At 46.7% G+C, this 16,978-nt stretch carries 13 protein-coding genes; 4 read left to right on the top strand and 9 right to left on the bottom strand.

Annotation, left to right across the window (positions count from 1 at the left end):
* Positions 1-27: 27 nt before the first annotated feature.
* From NDA01_RS10890 to NDA01_RS10880, 3 genes are all read right to left on the bottom strand, one after another.
* The gene (locus NDA01_RS10890) at positions 28-384 is read right to left on the bottom strand and encodes a hypothetical protein (RefSeq protein WP_348227954.1); all 357 of its coding nucleotides are present in this window, start codon (positions 382-384) and stop codon (positions 28-30) included.
* A gap of 293 nt (positions 385-677) precedes the next feature.
* Positions 678-2,873 carry a dynamin family protein gene (locus NDA01_RS10885; protein ID WP_348227953.1) on the bottom strand — a complete coding sequence of 732 codons (2,196 nt, stop codon included), beginning with the start codon at positions 2,871-2,873 and terminating at the stop codon, positions 678-680.
* Between the two features lie 174 nt (positions 2,874-3,047).
* On the bottom strand, positions 3,048-3,278 hold the full coding sequence (locus tag NDA01_RS10880) for a hypothetical protein (RefSeq protein WP_348227952.1): 231 nt from the start codon (positions 3,276-3,278) through the stop codon (positions 3,048-3,050).
* 84 nt (positions 3,279-3,362) lie between these two features.
* Here NDA01_RS10880 and NDA01_RS10875 point away from each other — a divergent pair, with 84 nt between their 5' ends.
* Positions 3,363-4,664, top strand: coding sequence for a hypothetical protein (locus tag NDA01_RS10875; RefSeq protein WP_348227951.1), 1,302 nt, complete (start codon positions 3,363-3,365; stop codon positions 4,662-4,664).
* 124 nt (positions 4,665-4,788) lie between these two features.
* Here NDA01_RS10875 and leuS read toward each other — a convergent pair whose 3' ends face one another.
* Positions 4,789-7,353, bottom strand: coding sequence for a leucine--tRNA ligase (leuS, locus tag NDA01_RS10870; RefSeq protein ID WP_348227950.1), 2,565 nt, complete (start codon positions 7,351-7,353; stop codon positions 4,789-4,791).
* A gap of 80 nt (positions 7,354-7,433) precedes the next feature.
* On the opposite strand from leuS, the gene NDA01_RS10865 reads away from it, so the two are divergent.
* Positions 7,434-7,847 (top strand): gamma-glutamylcyclotransferase family protein, encoded by a 414-nt coding sequence (locus NDA01_RS10865; RefSeq protein WP_348227949.1) that lies wholly within the window; start codon positions 7,434-7,436, stop codon positions 7,845-7,847.
* Between the two features lie 140 nt (positions 7,848-7,987).
* On the opposite strand, the gene NDA01_RS10860 is transcribed toward NDA01_RS10865, so the two are convergent.
* From NDA01_RS10860 to NDA01_RS10840, 5 genes are all read right to left on the bottom strand, one after another.
* On the bottom strand, positions 7,988-8,614 hold the full coding sequence (locus NDA01_RS10860; RefSeq protein WP_348227948.1) for an anti-sigma factor family protein: 627 nt from the start codon (positions 8,612-8,614) through the stop codon (positions 7,988-7,990).
* Between the two features lie 143 nt (positions 8,615-8,757).
* A complete protein-coding gene (locus tag NDA01_RS10855) occupies positions 8,758-9,417 on the bottom strand; it encodes a sigma-70 family RNA polymerase sigma factor (RefSeq protein WP_190439613.1) in 660 nt (219 codons plus the stop codon).
* Between the two features lie 256 nt (positions 9,418-9,673).
* Positions 9,674-9,859 (bottom strand): hypothetical protein, encoded by a 186-nt coding sequence (locus NDA01_RS10850; protein ID WP_348227947.1) that lies wholly within the window; start codon positions 9,857-9,859, stop codon positions 9,674-9,676.
* A 233-nt stretch (positions 9,860-10,092) separates the two neighbouring features.
* A complete protein-coding gene (locus NDA01_RS10845) occupies positions 10,093-10,425 on the bottom strand; it encodes a hypothetical protein (RefSeq protein WP_190439616.1) in 333 nt (110 codons plus the stop codon).
* A 106-nt stretch (positions 10,426-10,531) separates the two neighbouring features.
* A complete protein-coding gene (locus NDA01_RS10840) occupies positions 10,532-14,065 on the bottom strand; it encodes a DNA polymerase III subunit alpha (RefSeq protein ID WP_190560801.1) in 3,534 nt (1,177 codons plus the stop codon).
* A 370-nt stretch (positions 14,066-14,435) separates the two neighbouring features.
* Here NDA01_RS10840 and NDA01_RS10835 point away from each other — a divergent pair, with 370 nt between their 5' ends.
* Both NDA01_RS10835 and NDA01_RS10830 read left to right on the top strand, forming a co-directional pair.
* Positions 14,436-15,677 (top strand): DUF3747 domain-containing protein, encoded by a 1,242-nt coding sequence (locus NDA01_RS10835; protein WP_348227946.1) that lies wholly within the window; start codon positions 14,436-14,438, stop codon positions 15,675-15,677.
* Positions 15,678-15,817: 140 nt separating this feature from the next.
* Positions 15,818-16,978, top strand: a complete 1,161-nt coding sequence (locus NDA01_RS10830) for an isomerizing glutamine--fructose-6-phosphate transaminase (RefSeq protein ID WP_431193377.1) — start codon at positions 15,818-15,820, stop codon at positions 16,976-16,978.

Here is a 16,978-nt window from a genome sequence, read left to right as displayed (position 1 = left end):
AGAATATGTTCGAGATTGCGTTGGTTGTTATTGCCCGACCTTCTCCAACATGTTAAACATCAAAGAATGCAGTGCTAAGAGGGCCAAAACTGCATAAGCAATGGTGCAAAGCTCAATACTACTCAGGGCACCCCAGGCCCAACCCCAGGAAATCCAGCGGCGATAAGCCAGAAACCAAACCACGCCACTGAGGACAGCCCCCAACCAAATCCAGCGATAACTATAGAAAACGAATTGCGTTATCAGGGGAATTGACATGCCAATCGCAATGCTTTGAAACTGCGGCACAAGCCAAAGAGCTAGAAGCGCAACAGCGGTAGAAGAGACTGTAACTATACCTGCAAATAAGGTAAATGGCTGATTTGGTTGACGTGGGCTATTCATAAACTTTGCTAGACCTCGTTTCATCTTCCTAATTCTTGTGTGAATTGAGGAGAAATTCATCCTGCTTCCATTTGGTCTAGGGAGCTGAGTGTGGGTTGAGCTTCTGGCCCCCAACGCTTCAAGTTGCTGATTTATCCAAGCGATCGCCGCACTTTATTAGTTGCATTGGCTTGCCTCACTTCTGCTTTAGCAATCTTTAAACGAGTTCAAAGCTAAATGTGGCAAAAAAAGTAGACGGCCTCGCTGCTCCTTAGTAAGAAGAAACATGGGCGATCGCTGAATTGAATAGTGAGTTACTGATTAAGAATTGCTGTTACTTGTTGCTGAACTTTCTCTAATGCCTCACGTCTTTCCACAATCCAACTTCTATCAGTTTCACGTTGCTCTAATGTCTCAGCGTGAATTTTCTCTTGTTGCTCTAGTAAACTCTCATATAGAGATATAGCCTGCTCAATAATCTGATTCAACGCACTCATTGGTTGCTCAAAAGTAGAGTTTATAATTTCGTTTCGCTTCTGAGAAACTTTTTCCTTCGATTCATCAAACTTTTTAAGCCCGACTTTTAAAATTTCACCCTTGATCTGATTCTTTAAGCCGTCGAAGTCTAGCATTCCTAGGCCAAAGGAGCCTGCAACAGCAGCAGCTAAACTTGCCAAAATAACAGAGACTAGACCTACAGGTGTAAAGAAAATTAATGCGGCAGCCAAAGCTCCTCCTGCTCCAATACCTCCGAGAAAACCTCCTACTCCTGTAAAATCATCACTTACGCTTGTAATCCCAAGTTTCAACTGCTCACTGAGATTAGTTTTTACTTGGCGATCAAACTCTTTTGTTTCTGATTTGATAATTTCTAGCTCAGCCGAAATCTTTTTATTTAAGCTATCTAGGCTAGTTTGAAGAATAGGCTGTAAGCTTGTTTGTCCCCATTGATCTACTTCTCTGAGGAGATCTCTGACAAACTGATCAGTATAGTCTTGGATGAGTTTTTTCTGGTTCCAAACAGGGCTATAACTCGACTGCCAATCTTGGCTTTTTGAGGTCAGGGACTCAGAAACGCTTTGATACCATTTCTCCCAAGAGTTAGCAGCTTTTTGCTTAGTTATATTCTGTATATCTCTTGCCAGTTTTTTTAATTTAACATGACGCCCACTAACCTCTCCAATCTTCTCTATAATCTTTCGTTTCTCTGATTCAGATATAATTATTTCTCCATTCAATAGGCTTTCAGCTTGGTTCATACTGCTTAAACCCTCTTGAATAAGACCTAGAACTTCATATGCACATTGTTTAACTTGAAAAGAACCTCGCTCTGTCACAAGAAAATCTTCAATTGATTTAGTGAAATTTGAAAACGCATCAAAGTATTCATTTTTACTGCCAGACTTAATTGATTTTAGAGCTGCTTTGGCAGAGATGTAATGAATACGATCTTTCGTGGTTATGGACAAAGTATGACTTGCAAATATTTCAATTCTTTGGATTACATCTGCATGATCCTCTTCATCATCCAGGAGATCCATAAAATTGACTACTAAAAACAGGTTTTCAGTAGAAGAATTTGAGCTATTTTTATTGAGCTGTCTTTTTATGTCTTGTATTAGTTCCTTCTCTTTTTCAGGAAGAAGACGCATCGCATCAGTCATAACTATAGCTACGTCTATGTCTTGAAGTAGCTTTTGAGTAATAGCAGTTCTTTCAGGATGTTCATTTAAGCCAGGAGAATCAATAATCTCAACACCATTTTTACATAATGCTAAGTTCGGATGCTCAAAAACAATTCTTTCTATCTTAGATTGTTCTAATTCATCACTACGATGATCTCTGGCTGCATCTTTGGAAATAGATGCTTTTTCTTTGTATTTGTCAACTGAAATCTCTTGATGCTCTCCGTCTTTATAAAAACAAGTAACACGCTTTTTGTCACCATACTTTAAGACTGTAATATTCCCACTACAAGGGATTGCACGTGCGGGTTGAATTTCTTCTCCTAGTAAAGCATTAAGTAATGTAGACTTACCCTGACTAAACTCTCCTACAACTGCCAGGTTAAATTTTTGAGATGTAAGCTTCTCAGATACTCTTTCTAATCCTTCAATAAGAGGATGAGCTATAAATTTACGCTCATTACAGCTTTGAAAAATTTGATACAAATCACAGCATGATTTCGATAACTGTTTTTTGTAATTTTGAAATTCTTGAAGTTGCTTGTAGGAAATAACTTTTTGCTCAACATCTTCCTGTTCCTCTTGCGAGGCTAGCATAGCCAACAAATCGTTCGCAGCATCAACAAAAATAGTATCCAGTAAGTGAAAACGCGCTGGATCGAGTTGGGATTTCAGCTTATCTATAATTCCCGGAGCTATATGTTCTTGATTTGTCAATCTAGCTTCTAAAGCCGTTAGATAAGCTGGCTCTATCTTTAGGAGGCTGCCGATTGCACCCAAATACTTTTTCTCCTGCGGGCTAATACTGCCATCAACCGCAGACATTTCGTAGCTAATGCCAATCAGTAGTAGTCTCTCCGACTCTGATAAAGAATTTGTAAGGATCAATAGATTCTTAGACTGTGCATAAACTTTTTTCTCTCGAACTCCTTTACTAATGAATTGTACTAATTGACGAGTATTACTATTAGGTGGAATAAAACGATTTATTGTTTTTCGCTATTGTTGCTTTTCTTCTTCTGTAATTTGACCGTCTTGCAACATTACCCCTTGCAGAACTGTAATCAGCGCAGATAAAAAAACGATAGATGGCGAAAGATCTTCTTGACGTAAATCTTGTCCCGTAATGCGTGAAAGCAGCTCAAGAGTTTCAGAGTTAATACTGCTAAGATCCATATTTTTATGGCTGGTAATGTTGTTCGTCTTCCAATATGCCCAATCTTCTCCCACAGACGCCCAGATCCGGGTAAATACGGATACTTTTCTTAATCTCAGAATTTAGGCTGGAAAAATCTTCTGTAAGCGAGTAAAAGTATGCTTTTCCAATTCTCTCCTGCGATACAGGCTGGTTTAGCTGCTGGAAAATACGTACAAGTTCTCACTTCTTCAGGAGCACCATTAAGCATTGCTAGAGACGCGACAACCGGGCAGTTCGTTGGTCATGCTGTCGGGTTGCTGAGTAATAGCGGCCTTCCTCTCAATCCACTGGCCGTTCCCCTGCAACTTGCTAATGCTGGAACACAAATGTATCAGATACATCAGATGCATCAAGGTTTTACAACGGTGCAAGCTGGTTTACAGACACTTCAGGCTAGCGTTGGAGTTCTACAAGCGACAACAGCAGTCATTGGTGTGGGAGTCGCCGCTGGTGTAGCACTCTCAGCTGTAAATCTTTGGCAAACCCTTAAGCTTCGGGAAGATGTTAAACAGCTTAAGCTTGAGGTTAAAGATGGGTTTGTCGATTTAAGAAAGGCACTTAAAGACCAAGGATCTGAAATTCTTTTAAAGATTGAGCAGATCGCGCAAGATATCAAATTCGAGCAGCATCGTCAGATCCTGATTCGAGCCTATGGGAGATTTCTAGAGGCCACTAAACTCATCAAAGCAGCAATGTCATGCATTGATATAGCGATCCGAAATGCTGACTTAGCCAACGCACGACAAATGCTTGGAGAAGCTTTAGCAGACTACGGCAATCCCCATGTTTTGTCAGAAACTTCAGCCCCCGGCCAACTCCGTAGATTAGAGTGTGCTTGGGCAATTGAGCAAACAATCGCAGTAACTTATCAATTACAAAATGAATCTGCTGCTGCAAGCGATCGCCTATCCCACCTCCGCAAGCGAGTTTGTCAAGATACGCTAGCTGTTGTAGAAGCTTGTGAGTCTGAAGAAGAATTAGACTTTATTTTTCCTGAAATCACCCGAATTCATGATCACGATCTAGTTGCTTTAGAGTCTTGGCAAAACCATATTGATTGGGAGCGATCGCTGCCTGAATCAGAAAGAAAGTTATTGCAGAGTTCCAATTCACTTGAGCTAGAGAGCACTGCTGATTTCAATACAGCTACTAGTGTGATGGAAATAGTGCCTGAACAAACTCTCTATGAGGACTTGAAGGATAAGTCCCATCTCTCCTCGCTGAGAGATCAGTTAGAACTACTCATCAAACCCAACTTACGGCAAGAGTATGCTGCCTATATTGATAAGCAAGCTATCGCTGCTGGACATAAAGCTTTAACTTCTGCCAACCTCCAGGAAGCCTCTAACCTTACCATTGCCAATCTTTACTGGTATTTCAAAGTCAGGGATGATTCTGAGGAAGAGTTAGAAGATTAGTGGCACTAGAAAAACAGCGATCGCACTTCAATCACTTAAACAGAAGCACTCAGGTAGCTTTGATCTGAGTGTTTCTGTTTAAGTGATTGATTTTCTGAATCAGAAATAGCTGATTGGCAATGAATTAAGCCACTACGAAATTGACCAACTTACCAGGCACGACGATCACTTTCTTGATCTCCTTGCCTTCGATGTAGCGCTGAGCCAATTCCGACTCACGAGCATATTGCTCTTGGGCTGCTTTGTCAGCTCCCGCAGGTACTTGGATACTGCCACGGGTTTTACCCAAGATCTGAATCACGATCGTGATCTCGTCTGCTACCAAGGCCGCAGCGTCCGCTTCAGGCCAAGCTTGCAAGTGAATTGACTCCGTATGTCCGATCCCCTGCCATAGCTCATCGGCAATATGCGGAGCCAAAGGAGCTAACAACAAGAGCAATGTCTGAATCCCTTCCACATAGATAGGAGAGTCTTTGCAGGTGGTATCGGTGAGGGCGTTACTCAGCTTCATCAACTCAGACACCGCCGTGTTGAATTGATATTCTCCTTCAAAGTCTTCTGTCACCGCTTGAATCGCTGTGTGGATGGCGCGGCGGAGATCCTTCTCTGGCTTGCTTAGTTCAGCTAGATTAGCCTTCTTGGTGCGATCGCCACCCTTCTCGGCAAACTCACTCACCAACCGCCACACCCGACCCAAAAAGCGGAACTGACCTTCTACATCAGCGTCATCCCACTCCAAGTCTTTCTCTGGAGGAGCCTTGAACAGGATAAACATCCGGGCCGTGTCTGCGCCATACTTCGCCAAGACCGCTTCTGGATCAACCCCGTTGTACTTCGACTTGGACATCTTCTCGTAGAAGACCTCCAACGTTTCTCCCGTTTCAGGGTCTTTGGGATCGCCTGCGTTCACCAAGTTAGGTGTGACATATTTACCCGTGGTGGGATTCTTGTAGGTCAGACCTTGCACCATCCCCTGGGTCAACAAGCGCTCAAAGGGTTCATCAAAATTGAGGAGACCGCGATCGCGCAACACCTTAGTAAAGAAGCGGGAGTAGAGCAAGTGCAGAATCGCGTGTTCAATCCCACCCACATACTGATCTACCGCCATCCAGTCATTGGTGATGGCAGGATCAAAAGCTTGCTGATCGTTGTTCGCATCCGGATAGCGCAGGAAGTACCACGACGAATCAATGAAGGTATCCATCGTATCTGTCTCACGCTTCGCTGCGGTGCCACAACTGGGACAAGGCACATTCACCCAATCTTCCAGTTGAGCCAAAGGAGATGGCCCGCGACCTGAAAAAGCGATATTTTCTGGCAACCGCACCGGGAGATCTTGATCGGGCACAGGTACCGCGCCACACTTCGGGCAATGAATAATTGGAATTGGTGCGCCCCAGTAGCGTTGCCGAGAAATCAACCAATCTCGCAAGCGATACTGCACCCGCGCTTTACCAAACCCTTGCGCTTCGGCAAATTTGACGATCGCCTCCTTGCCTTGGGTCGATGGCGTGCCATCAAACTCACCAGAGTTGACCATGACTCCTGGCTCAGTATAGGCAGCTTCTAGAGGCGCACTGGCATCGCCGCCTTCCGGCACAATCACTGTCTTGATCGGTAAATTCTTTTCGGTGGCGAACTTGAAGTCGCGCACATCATGAGCGGGCACCCCCATGACCGCCCCAGTACCATACTCATACAGCACATAGTCGGCAATCAGGATCGGCACTTCCTCTCCAGTGAAAGGATTGATCGCTTTGCCCCCGGTTGGAATCCCCCGCTTAGGTTTGTCCTCTGCGGTTCGCTCCAATTCACTCTGGCTTGCTACTTCTTTGGCAAATGCTGCCACGGCCTCTTGGCGATCGCTTGTAGTGACGCGAGCCGTAAGGGGATGTTCTGGCGCAAGCACCACATAAGTCACGCCATAAACCGTATCCGGGCGCGTGGTAAACACCCCAATTTTTTCGTCAGAACCGACGATGGGGAATTCCAAATAAGCCCCCACCGATTTGCCAATCCAGTTGGCTTGCATCAGCTTGACCCGCTCTGGCCAACCCTTGAGCTTGTCCAAATCAGTCAAGAGTTGCTCAGCATAATCGGTAATCTTGAGGAACCACTGCTTCAGCAGCTTGCGCTCTACCTTCGCGCCCGATCGCCAAGAACGACCTTCATTATCTACCTGCTCATTCGCCAACACGGTTTGGTCAACCGGGTCCCAGTTCACTGCTGACTCTTTTTGGTAGGCCAAGCCAGCTTGGTAAAACTGCAAAAAAATCCATTGCGTCCAGCGGTAGTAATCTGGCGAGCAAGTGGTGACTTCTCGACTCCAGTCGAAACAGGTGCCCAGCTTCTGCAACTGCTTCTGCATTTGAGCGACGTTTTTGTAAGTCCACTCCGCAGGTTGAATGCCGCGATCGATCGCCGCGTTTTCAGCAGGTAGGCCAAAGGCATCCCAACCCATTGGGTGCAGCACTCGGTAGCCCTGCATTTTCTTCAGTCGCGCAATCACATCGGCAATGGTATACACCCGCACGTGCCCCATGTGCAGATTACCCGAAGGATAGGGAAACATGGACAGCGCGTAGAATTTGGGCTCGTTAGGATCTGTAGAGGTCTGGTCTAAGCCTAGCTCAGCCCAAGTTTGCTGCCACTTGTCCTCAATTGCTTTGGGGGTATACCGGGACTCCACGAACGGAACTCCTGCTAAATTTCAGTCATCTGGTTTGCCTACCTATTCTAGTTGCTCGACACGAGTCTATTACATTGCAAATGGATTTCTTGAGAGTCTTTGTCTACGGCACCCTCAAGCCCGGAGAGGTGAATTATCAACGCTACTGTGCAGGTAAGGTCATTGCCGCAACTCCCGCGATCGCCCGTGGTCAGCTTTTTGCTCTATCCTTGGGCTACCCAGCCATGACTTGGGGAACGCAAACTGTGCACGGATTTTTGCTTAGCTTCGAGGACACAGCCATCTTGTCCCGCTTGGATGCTTTAGAAGATTTTGTCCCAGGGCGATCGCTAGAGCAAAACGAATATCAACGAGAAGTGATTACGGTTTTCGACTCAGAGGGGCAACCGTTGGGCAGGACTTGGGCTTACCTCATGCACCTCCATCACATTCAACAACTCCGAGGCGTCCTAATCCCCGATGGAATTTGGCTGGCGCAAGCCCGACCCAGTTGAGAAAACACTGACAAAACGAAAGAGGTAAAACAGCTTCCACCCCTGTTTTACCTCTTTTGTGACCTGGTTTCGTTGCCTGAAAAATTGAGACCCGCGATCGCTAGAGCCCGTCTAGCCACTCATACTTCGCTAAGAAATATCTAGCGAATATTATCGTTGGAGTCGTTATGAATATCTTCGACTGCATCCGCTGGTAGAGAAACCGGAGCCTTGGGAATTTCCACCACTGGCTGGTCTAGAGCAATCATCAAAGCGTCAGAATTAACGGGCTGCGCCAAGCTAGGCAGTTGTGCATTCTGAGCTGCACCTGAGCCTTCAATAGGAGACTGGGCAAACTGGGGGCTGAAAGAGTTGTTGCCGGGAAGGAATCCGGAAACCGCACCCACAAATAAAGCTGCAACCGCTGCGCCACCCCAAAGTAGAAGTTGCTTAGGCCGACGATTAACTCGCTTGAACACGGCATCAACGGTTTGGTCAACCGATTGACTTGCCGCAGGTACGGGCATCGCCTGCAAGCCTTGGCGCAATTCCAGCAAGCGGATGTACAAACGCTTAACAACGGGGTCTGTTGCTAGCCATTCTTCGACTTGCTTACGTTCTGCGGCAGTGACTTCACCATCCAGGTAAGCACTCAATAATTCGAAGCGATCGCGTTGGAGCATAGAACGGGCACCCGTAGGTTGATGGGGGTTATCAATCTGTCCAGTGAAACCATCTTCAGGGGACGTTGGTTTAGAGCTGTTACGGGACTCAAAATCAGACATCATCTTTACATCACTACCAGGTCACGCCAGGAAAACACACTAAAATTTACAGACCATTTAGTCTAATAGACCAATCATAGAAGAACAGCTTGAGCCTGACACTGTTCCTAAGTCAGAGACCCTAACCGTATCTCTTACGGTTGATGTTACTGACCATCCAAATAGTTTTGCAATTGAAACTGCAAGCGCTGCCTTGCTCTAGCAATTCTTGACTTTACAGTACCCAGAGAAACGCCCGTAATCTCGGCAATTTCTTCATAGGCCATGCCTTCAATTTCGCGCAACACGATGGTGGTGCGGAAAACTTCAGGTAGGTCAGCGATCGCCTCCCGCAATTGGTCGTAAAACTCGCGGGTCGTCAAGTGTTCTTCGGGGCCAGGATCAGCAGAAGCAATCTCCCAATCCATTTCTCCGTCATCCATCGCTCGCGGTGCATCTAGCGATAGAGGCTCTGATACTCGCTTGCGCTTCCGCAGTTCGTCATAGAACAAGTTGGTGGCAATACGGCTGAGCCAACCCCGGAACTTCACTGGATCGTTTAAGCGTTTGACGTTGCGGTAAACCCGAATCCAGACTTCTTGAGCCAGATCTGAGCGATCCTGCCAATCGGGAGCAAGATGATACAAGACCCGTTCTACATGGGACTGGTAGCGCCGCATTAATTCAGCAAATGCCGAGCGATCGGGCCGTAGCCCTTCTTGACATTGCAAAATCAAATCGTAATTTGAGAGTTTTTCGGGTTGCACTGGCACTTGAGGAGCATTTGCCTCAACCGTGGACCAGGATACAGGAAGAGAGTGACTCATGGGTGGAATCTGGGTCTATAACATTCCTGTTTGGTTTGACGCCGCTAGATTCAGAGAGTTCCCAAGATTCGTCTCAGTTAGTTTTAGCTCTAAGAATTGAGATTGAGCCGCTAAGTAGAGGCCCATCCTTATATCTAGAGCTGATAATCCTGCATCTTGCACATGGTTTTCATTAACAACATTTCAATAGTACTTTGAGGATTGCCAGATTGTTTCAACCTCAAACAAGTTCTATCAACCCCAAAGGCGCGGAGGGCTATAGGGCAGGAGGTTTGATGAGATTGGTAAAGAAAGCTTGAGTTTCTGAGTTATTGGCAAGTTGACTGGAACCAACCGGGTTTTGGGCGGTTTCCGAAGCTTGGGAACCTGGGGACCAGTTACCGCCTAAAAATAAATTTAGGGAGAAGGTAATGGTAACAGCTAGCAAAAGTTTTTCTGACATCACGGGCTCTCCTCACAAAGTAGTTCAGTTAGGGAACACTTCTGAAGTAGAGGGTTGCTGGTTTAATACCGCTCATCCTACCGAGGTCCCTGAATCCGCTGTACAGATTTAATGATTTCTACAGCCTTACTTAGAGTGCCCATCAATTACTAAATAACCATGAGGTAAGCAACAAGTTATGATGAATTTTGTCCTGGTTGGTTCCCACATAAACAGCCCTAAATCAGTTCTTGTTAAGAATCCTTGGCTTTGAGGTCAGCCAGCATTAGATTGATGCGCTCCGCTACATCTGCTTTACCTTCGGGGTCAGCATCGTAAAGAAACACATCTAGAACGAACCAGCGGCACAAAATGGGGTCGATTCGGACTAATTCCAGCATCACGCCATTGATGACTTCAGTCATCCAGGTTCTCGGCAAACGCTGTAATTCATCTCGAATAGCCAAGGCATCTTCTAAGTTTTGGCTTTTGTGGGCGGCGATCGCAGATTTAACCACAGCCTCAACCAATTTGTTGAGACCTGCTGTTAACTCGGAATTGGGGGAGTTCGGATGCTGGTCTTCCAAAGAATTTTTCAGGTAGCACTACTTCTGAGCTTAGTACGACTACCCGAATTATGCCTGACATTAATTACGATTATTTCCAGCGCCAGCATAGCCCCAAACCACAACGTTACGCATTCACCAAAGCCGATGCTCTAGCTTGAAATCCAGCTTGGGCCAAGGCATTCACAGCAGCTTGATAATCTTGAACGCGGAACTGCGCTCCTAAACGGACAAATTGACGGCGATTCGGTGCTGAAATAACGGCCACTACAGAAATTTTGGCTCTCTCTTCTTCACCTCGATGCTCTAGGAGGACTGTCCGTAAGCGGTGTTGGTCTTCAATATTGCTGGCTCGCTGGGGATCGAGTTCCACCATCAACATTCGTACTTCTTCCACAGGTTCAGCATCATCAATAATGAACTGGTTGCGGTCATCGCGGCGATCGACTTTGCCCCAAATCATTAAACGCGCGTCAGGGATAATGTAGGCGCCAATCCGCTCAAAAGATTTCGGAAAGACAACAGCTTCCGCTTGTCCGGTTAAGTCTTCAATTTGCACAATCGCCATGCGATCGCCTTTTTTAGTGACGACAGGCTTGACGCTGGACAGCATGATGATGGCGCTAATGGTGACATCGTCACGCTGATCGCCCAAGTCACAAATATTGATCGGGGCCAAGATTTTAGCGGATTGCTGCACCGATTTCAGCGGATGGTCGGAGATGTAGAAACCGAGCAATTCTTTCTCTAGCCGTAGCTTTTCTTGTTGCGGAAAATCTTCTACGGGCGGCGCTTTAGGAGCAGATTCAAAATTAGTAGCAGTTGTATCAGGGCTTTCAGCCGTTGCTCCACCAAATAGATCGAACAAGTTACCCTGCCCAATCGCTCGATCCTTCGCCCGTGATTGCGCCCAGTCAGTCACTAGCTCCAAATCTTGAATTAGCTGGTTGCGGTTGGAGTTAGGGTCAAAAGCATCCATCGCCCCGCACTGAATTAAGGCTTCTAAAGCTCGGCGGTTCACTGAGCGAGAATCCACGCGATCGCATAAATCTGCCAGCGACTTGAAAGAACCTCCTTCATCACGGGCAGCCAAAATACACTCGATCGCACCTTGCCCGACGTTACGCACCGCTGACAAACCGAACAAAATACTGGTTTTAAGCGGGGTAAAGTCCACCAGCGATCGATTGATGTCTGGTGGCTCTACTTCGATCCCCATACTCAAGCAAGTACTGAGGTATTTTTGAACTTTATCCTGGTCGCCACTATTAGCAGTCAATAACGCTGCCATATATTCGACTGGATAATTCGCCTTTAAATAAGCAGTTTGGTAGGTTACATACCCATAAGCTGTGGAATGGGATTTATTAAAGCAATATTCTGCGAAGAGCACCATTTGATTGAAGAGTTCTTCGGCAATTTTGGACTTCACACCACTTTTAGTTGAGCCGTCCACAAAGATTTCTTGATGCTTTTGCATCTCAGATACCTTCTTTTTACCCATGGCTCGGCGTAGCAAATCGGCTTGACCCAGTGAATAGCCACCCATATCTTGAGCAATTTTCATGATTTGCTCTTGATAGACCATGATGCCGTAAGTCTCTTTGAGAATAGGCTCTAAAATTTGGTGAGCGTAATCAATTTGTTCTCGGCCATGTTTGCGGTTAATAAACTTAGGAATTAGACCCGCATCCAAAGGTCCCGGACGGTAAAGAGCCAGAATTGATGAAATATCTTCTAGATTGGAAGGTTTGAGGTCACGCACTACCTGGCGCATGCCAGAAGACTCTAACTGAAAAATACCTTCTAGTTCACCTTTGGCGAGTAGAGCAAAAGCTTTGGGATCATCAATAGGAATTTCGTCTGGATCAACTTTTTGGCCATGCGTTTGCTCAATTAAGTCAACCGTTTTCTGGATCATCGTCAAGTTTCTAAGACCCAGAAAATCCATTTTTAGGAGGCCAATATTCTCGATGTCCTCCATAAAATATTGAGTAATTACAGAGCCATCATTGTTCCGTTGTAACGGCACAATTTCATCTAGAGGCTGTGCTGAGATCACCACACCAGCAGCATGAACCCCAAAGGTTTTGTTCGTGCCTTCAATCCGGATTGCCATATCAATCCAGCGGCGATAAGTGACTGAAGTGTTGGGAATGGTTTGATTACCATCGTATTTTTCTTTAAATTCTGGGGCGGGAGTGCCGTCCGAAATCATGACCTTGAGCTTGGCGGGTTTGCCCCGGGCCACTGGAATCAATTTCGCCATGCGATCGGATTCACCGTAGGGAATATCCAACACTCTGGCTACATCTTTCAGCACCGCTTTTGAGGTCATGCGGTTGAAAGTAATAATTTGCGCTACTCGATCTTCACCATATTTGCGGGTGACATATTCCAGCATTTGGTCACGTTTTTCAATGCAGAAATCGGTATCAATATCAGGCATTGACTTCCGTTCTGGATTCAAAAATCGCTCAAATAATAAGCCATGATGAACCGGATCAATATTAGTAATTTTTAGAGCGTAGGCGACTAGAGAACCTGCGGCTGAACCACGCCCTGGTCCCACTGGAATGCCACTATCTCTGGCGTATTTAATGTAGTCCCAAACAACTAAAAAGTAGTTAGGAAATCCCATTTGCTGGAGCATTTTTAGCTCATACTCCAACCGCTCGCGATAGGTAGGAGGTATTTCTTGACGGGATTGACAGCTTAATCGCTGGAGTAGACCTTCCCAAGTTACATATTCCAGATAAGTATCAGGAGTGTGACCTTCGGGAACAGGATAATTGGGTAAAGGATCTTTGCCTAAGATGTCGTAAGGTTCTACTTTTTCAGCAACTTCTAGGGTGGTCGCGATCGCCTCTTCAATCACTTCATCAGGCAAATGATCTTGGAAGAGTTGCCGCATTTCATCTGCTGATTTTAGATACTCAGTTCCGCTATAGCGCAGCCGTTTATCCTCAGCAATTAACTTACCCGTTTGAATGCATAACAGCGCATCATGAGCTTCGACATCAAAGCAAGAAATAAAATGCGAGTCGTTAGTGGCGACAATTTTGATGTCTAACTCGCGAGCAATTTTAATAATTTCAACATTAACGATGCGGTCCTCGGTAGAACCGTGATCTTGAATTTCGAGATAATAATCCTCTCCAAACAGATCTTTGTACCACTGAGCCACTCGACGCGCGACTTCTGGTTTACCTTGCATGATGGCTTGCGGCACTTCACCGCCCAGGCAAGCACTCGTGACAATTAGCCCTTCGTGGTATTGCTGCAATAAGTCTTTATTAATACAAGGGCGAGAAAAAATGCCTTTACCCTGCACACCCTTTAGGTGAGAGATGGTGGTGAGCTTTACGAGATTCTTGTAGCCCTGAGTGTTTTTAGCCAGGACAACTTGGTGATAGCGAGGACGGCGCTCTTGCTTCTCAATGTCGCCGTTGATCACATACATTTCGTTGCCAATAATTGGCTTAATATTTTTGCCACGGCAAACTTTGATTAATTCGATCGCCCCATACATGACTCCGTGATCCGTCAGCGCGATCGCGGGCATACCGAGTTCCAAGGCGCGATCGATGAGGGCGGGCAACTGGCTGGCTCCGTCGAGCAAGCTGTAGTCACTGTGAATATGCAGGCCAACGAAAGACATGGGCTTCTCAACCACAGACGGATGGAGATTAGATTACCGCATATCTAGTGTTCGCACCAATAAGTTAACCCCATCACTCCCAATATCTAGCGGAGGTTAAGTTATTAAGTGAAGTTTAAGTCAACTGTGCCATTTACCTCAGGCTGCCTGATAGTACTCTTGCACTATTTTATTCGCTTTAGAGCCGAAATGCGGTTAAGTTTTGCGGGCTTGACTGATATATTTAGGGCACTTTAAGTAAAAATGAGGCTCAAAATAACCGGACCATCCCAGTCCCAAGTCGTTAAAAAATTAATATAAGGCCAGCAACTTTATCGGAACTGGTGCAATCACTATTAATACCTCACACACAAGATTTCTCCCAACCACTATGTCGAATTCCCTGCGACTCCAATTGGCTGTCTCAGCCACGCTAGCGTTGAGTGCCATCAGTTCCGTTAATCCAGCGATCGCGGCTGCTACCTTCAGTCAACAGGAGGTAGATCAGAGCAAATTTATTGCTGTAGCTGCTCCCTATGGCCGACAAGCTCACCAACTCCTCATCTTAGAACAGGTCTCCAATAAGCAGGCCTGCTGGCAAGAAGGCGGAATCGCCACAGGAAGCCATACGTCTGTAGAACCGCTGTTACTCGGCTTTGACTTCACTGGCATTTGTGGACGCAGCACCGATAGCAATGGCTACTCTCTGCGAATGGCAGGCCAAGACCTAGGCTTGAAGTATAGTTTGCGAGTGGTCAAACGCAACAATGAATTGGTGCTCATCGGGCAACCCAACCGGGGACAAAATTTACCAGCATTGGAAATTGGCAGAACCCGTGGCTTAGACTCAGGCTTCGCCAAGATTTTCCTTGATCCAGGTTGGCGCTTGAGTAAGCGGGTTTACAACGATCGCCCATTGGGTCATGTTTATCTCACCAATGATTTGGCTCCGGAGACCTTGCTACCCAGCAATATTGCCACGGGTTCGACTTCACCTACTACGATTCCTGCGGTGGGCTCGACTAAACCTGTGACTCTGCCGACGACTGGCTCGACTCGGCCTTCCAATGGACCTGTAACTGTTCCTGCTCCCCTACCAGCGGCTCGACCTACTCAACCAATTGGGATCGTTCGACCCACGCAACCAATTGGGACCGTTCGGCCTGCTCAACCCACAGTAGTGATTCCCAAAACCCCCGCGACTGCAACTGTGATTCCAGTGCCAGTCCCTCCTCCTCAATCCATAAGTCAGCCCGTTAGCCAGCCGATTGGTCAACCGATTAGTCAGCCAATTGGGGTAACGTCTCCGAAACCAACTGCATCCACGTCCGTTCCTATTCTGGTACCCCCGCCAGAAACCAAGACGGGAAATAGACCCAGCACTTCTAGTGTCAAGCTCCCCACCATCACGCCTGCGGTGAGCATTCCCCCCGTGACTAACTCCAGTCGTCCTTTACCCACCAACGGTATTAAGGTGACACCCGCTCCCAGTCTCCCATCTGTTATTCCCTCCCCTAGTGCGCCTAGTAAGGGGGGTTTCGTGGTGCCCACAGTAGGAGAGCAAAGCAGCACCCAGGCACCTGCGACTCCCACAGTTCAGATCAGATTACCAACCGTTACGGTTTATCAGTAAGCTGAATTCTCCGTCCATCTACTAAGGGGCAGAAAGATCGCCAGTGAATAATTCGGTCTTCTGCCCCATGTTTTTTAAGCTAGCTTGGGTTGCTATTAATATTGTCAGCAATACTGTCAGCCCTGTTAGACTTATCCTCCATGCTGGACGATCGCCCAGAATTTCGGCACCCAGAATTTCGGCATTTCATGCTGAAAGAGATCTATGAGCAACCTGATGTCGTTCGGGCTTGCCTAGAGAAGTATCTGAATTTGGATTGGACACAGAATCGCGCTTCAGAGTCTCCAATCCATCTGGAATTACCAGCCAGCCTCTATAACGGTTTGGCCGAAATTCACATTGTTGCTTGTGGCACCAGTCTCCATGCCAGTTTAGTTGGGCAATATTGGCTAGAACAATTGGCAGGTATCCCGACTAGAGTTCGTTATGCTTCGGAGTTTCCAGATCACCCATTTCCCCTAACTCCCAATACACTGACGATCGCGGTCACTCAGTCGGGAGAAACAGCAGACACACTTAAGGCCCTGGCATTCGAGCAACAACGGCGGTCTCGACTCACTCCAGCTTGCCGTCCTCGCTTGCTAGGTTTAACCAATCAACCGGACAGTACCCTACAGCAACGAGTAGACCATATCCTACATGCACCTTCTGAACAGGAAGTGGGAGTGGCAGCAACCAAGAGTTTTGTCGCTCAGTTAATAGTGTTCTACACCTTGGCGCTGGATCTGGCTTGTCGCCGCCAAATGCTATCTAGCGATCGCCTTAATATCTTGCTCAGAGAGCTAGAACGGTTACCCGAAAAGATCTCCCGAATCTTAGCAGCAACAGACGAGATCGCCCAACTAGCGAAAGAGTTGGTGGAAATTCAAGATTTTATCTTTTTGGCTAGGGGGATTAATTACCCCATTGCGCTCGAAGGAGCTTTGAAGCTAAAGGAGACCAGCTATATTCATGCTGAAGGTTATGCGGCGGGAGAGTTCCTCCACGGGCCGATCGCGATTCTGGATGAGCAAGTAACGGTGGTCGCGATCGCGGTGCCAGGGCAAGTTTATGACAAAACCTTGGCGAATCTGCAAAAGGTGAAATCTCGTGGCGCTAGGTTAATTGGCATTACCACGCCTGCAAATTCTGAAGCCGCCGCTTTGTTTGATTCCTTGGTGCCAATCCCAGAGGTAGATGAGTTGCTCTCGCCGATTTTGACGGTGATTCCCTTACAACTCTTGGCCTATTACATCACGGTGTATCGGGGGCTAGATGTCGATCGCCCGCGGGGTTTAACCAAATCTTTGAGTGCAGAGTAA

The organism is Trichocoleus desertorum AS-A10, from assembly GCF_039962155.1.
Classification (GTDB): domain Bacteria; phylum Cyanobacteriota; class Cyanobacteriia; order FACHB-46; family FACHB-46; genus Trichocoleus.
This window is presented reverse-complemented; position numbering and strand designations above follow the sequence as displayed.

Coding starts and splice junctions, on each gene's coding strand:
- NDA01_RS10865 (WP_348227949.1), top strand. CDS start 7,434: ATGGATTTCTTGAGAGTCTTTGTCTACGGCACCCTCAAGCCCGGAGAG.
- NDA01_RS10835 (WP_348227946.1), top strand. CDS start 14,436: ATGTCGAATTCCCTGCGACTCCAATTGGCTGTCTCAGCCACGCTAGCG.
- NDA01_RS10885 (WP_348227953.1), bottom strand. CDS start 2,873: ATGTCTGCGGTTGATGGCAGTATTAGCCCGCAGGAGAAAAAGTATTTG.
- NDA01_RS10890 (WP_348227954.1), bottom strand. CDS start 384: ATGAATAGCCCACGTCAACCAAATCAGCCATTTACCTTATTTGCAGGT.
- NDA01_RS10860 (WP_348227948.1), bottom strand. CDS start 8,614: ATGATGTCTGATTTTGAGTCCCGTAACAGCTCTAAACCAACGTCCCCT.
- NDA01_RS10840 (WP_190560801.1), bottom strand. CDS start 14,065: ATGTCTTTCGTTGGCCTGCATATTCACAGTGACTACAGCTTGCTCGAC.
- NDA01_RS10830 (WP_431193377.1), top strand. CDS start 15,818: ATGCTGGACGATCGCCCAGAATTTCGGCACCCAGAATTTCGGCATTTC.
- NDA01_RS10855 (WP_190439613.1), bottom strand. CDS start 9,417: ATGAGTCACTCTCTTCCTGTATCCTGGTCCACGGTTGAGGCAAATGCT.
- NDA01_RS10875 (WP_348227951.1), top strand. CDS start 3,363: ATGCTTTTCCAATTCTCTCCTGCGATACAGGCTGGTTTAGCTGCTGGA.
- NDA01_RS10850 (WP_348227947.1), bottom strand. CDS start 9,859: ATGTCAGAAAAACTTTTGCTAGCTGTTACCATTACCTTCTCCCTAAAT.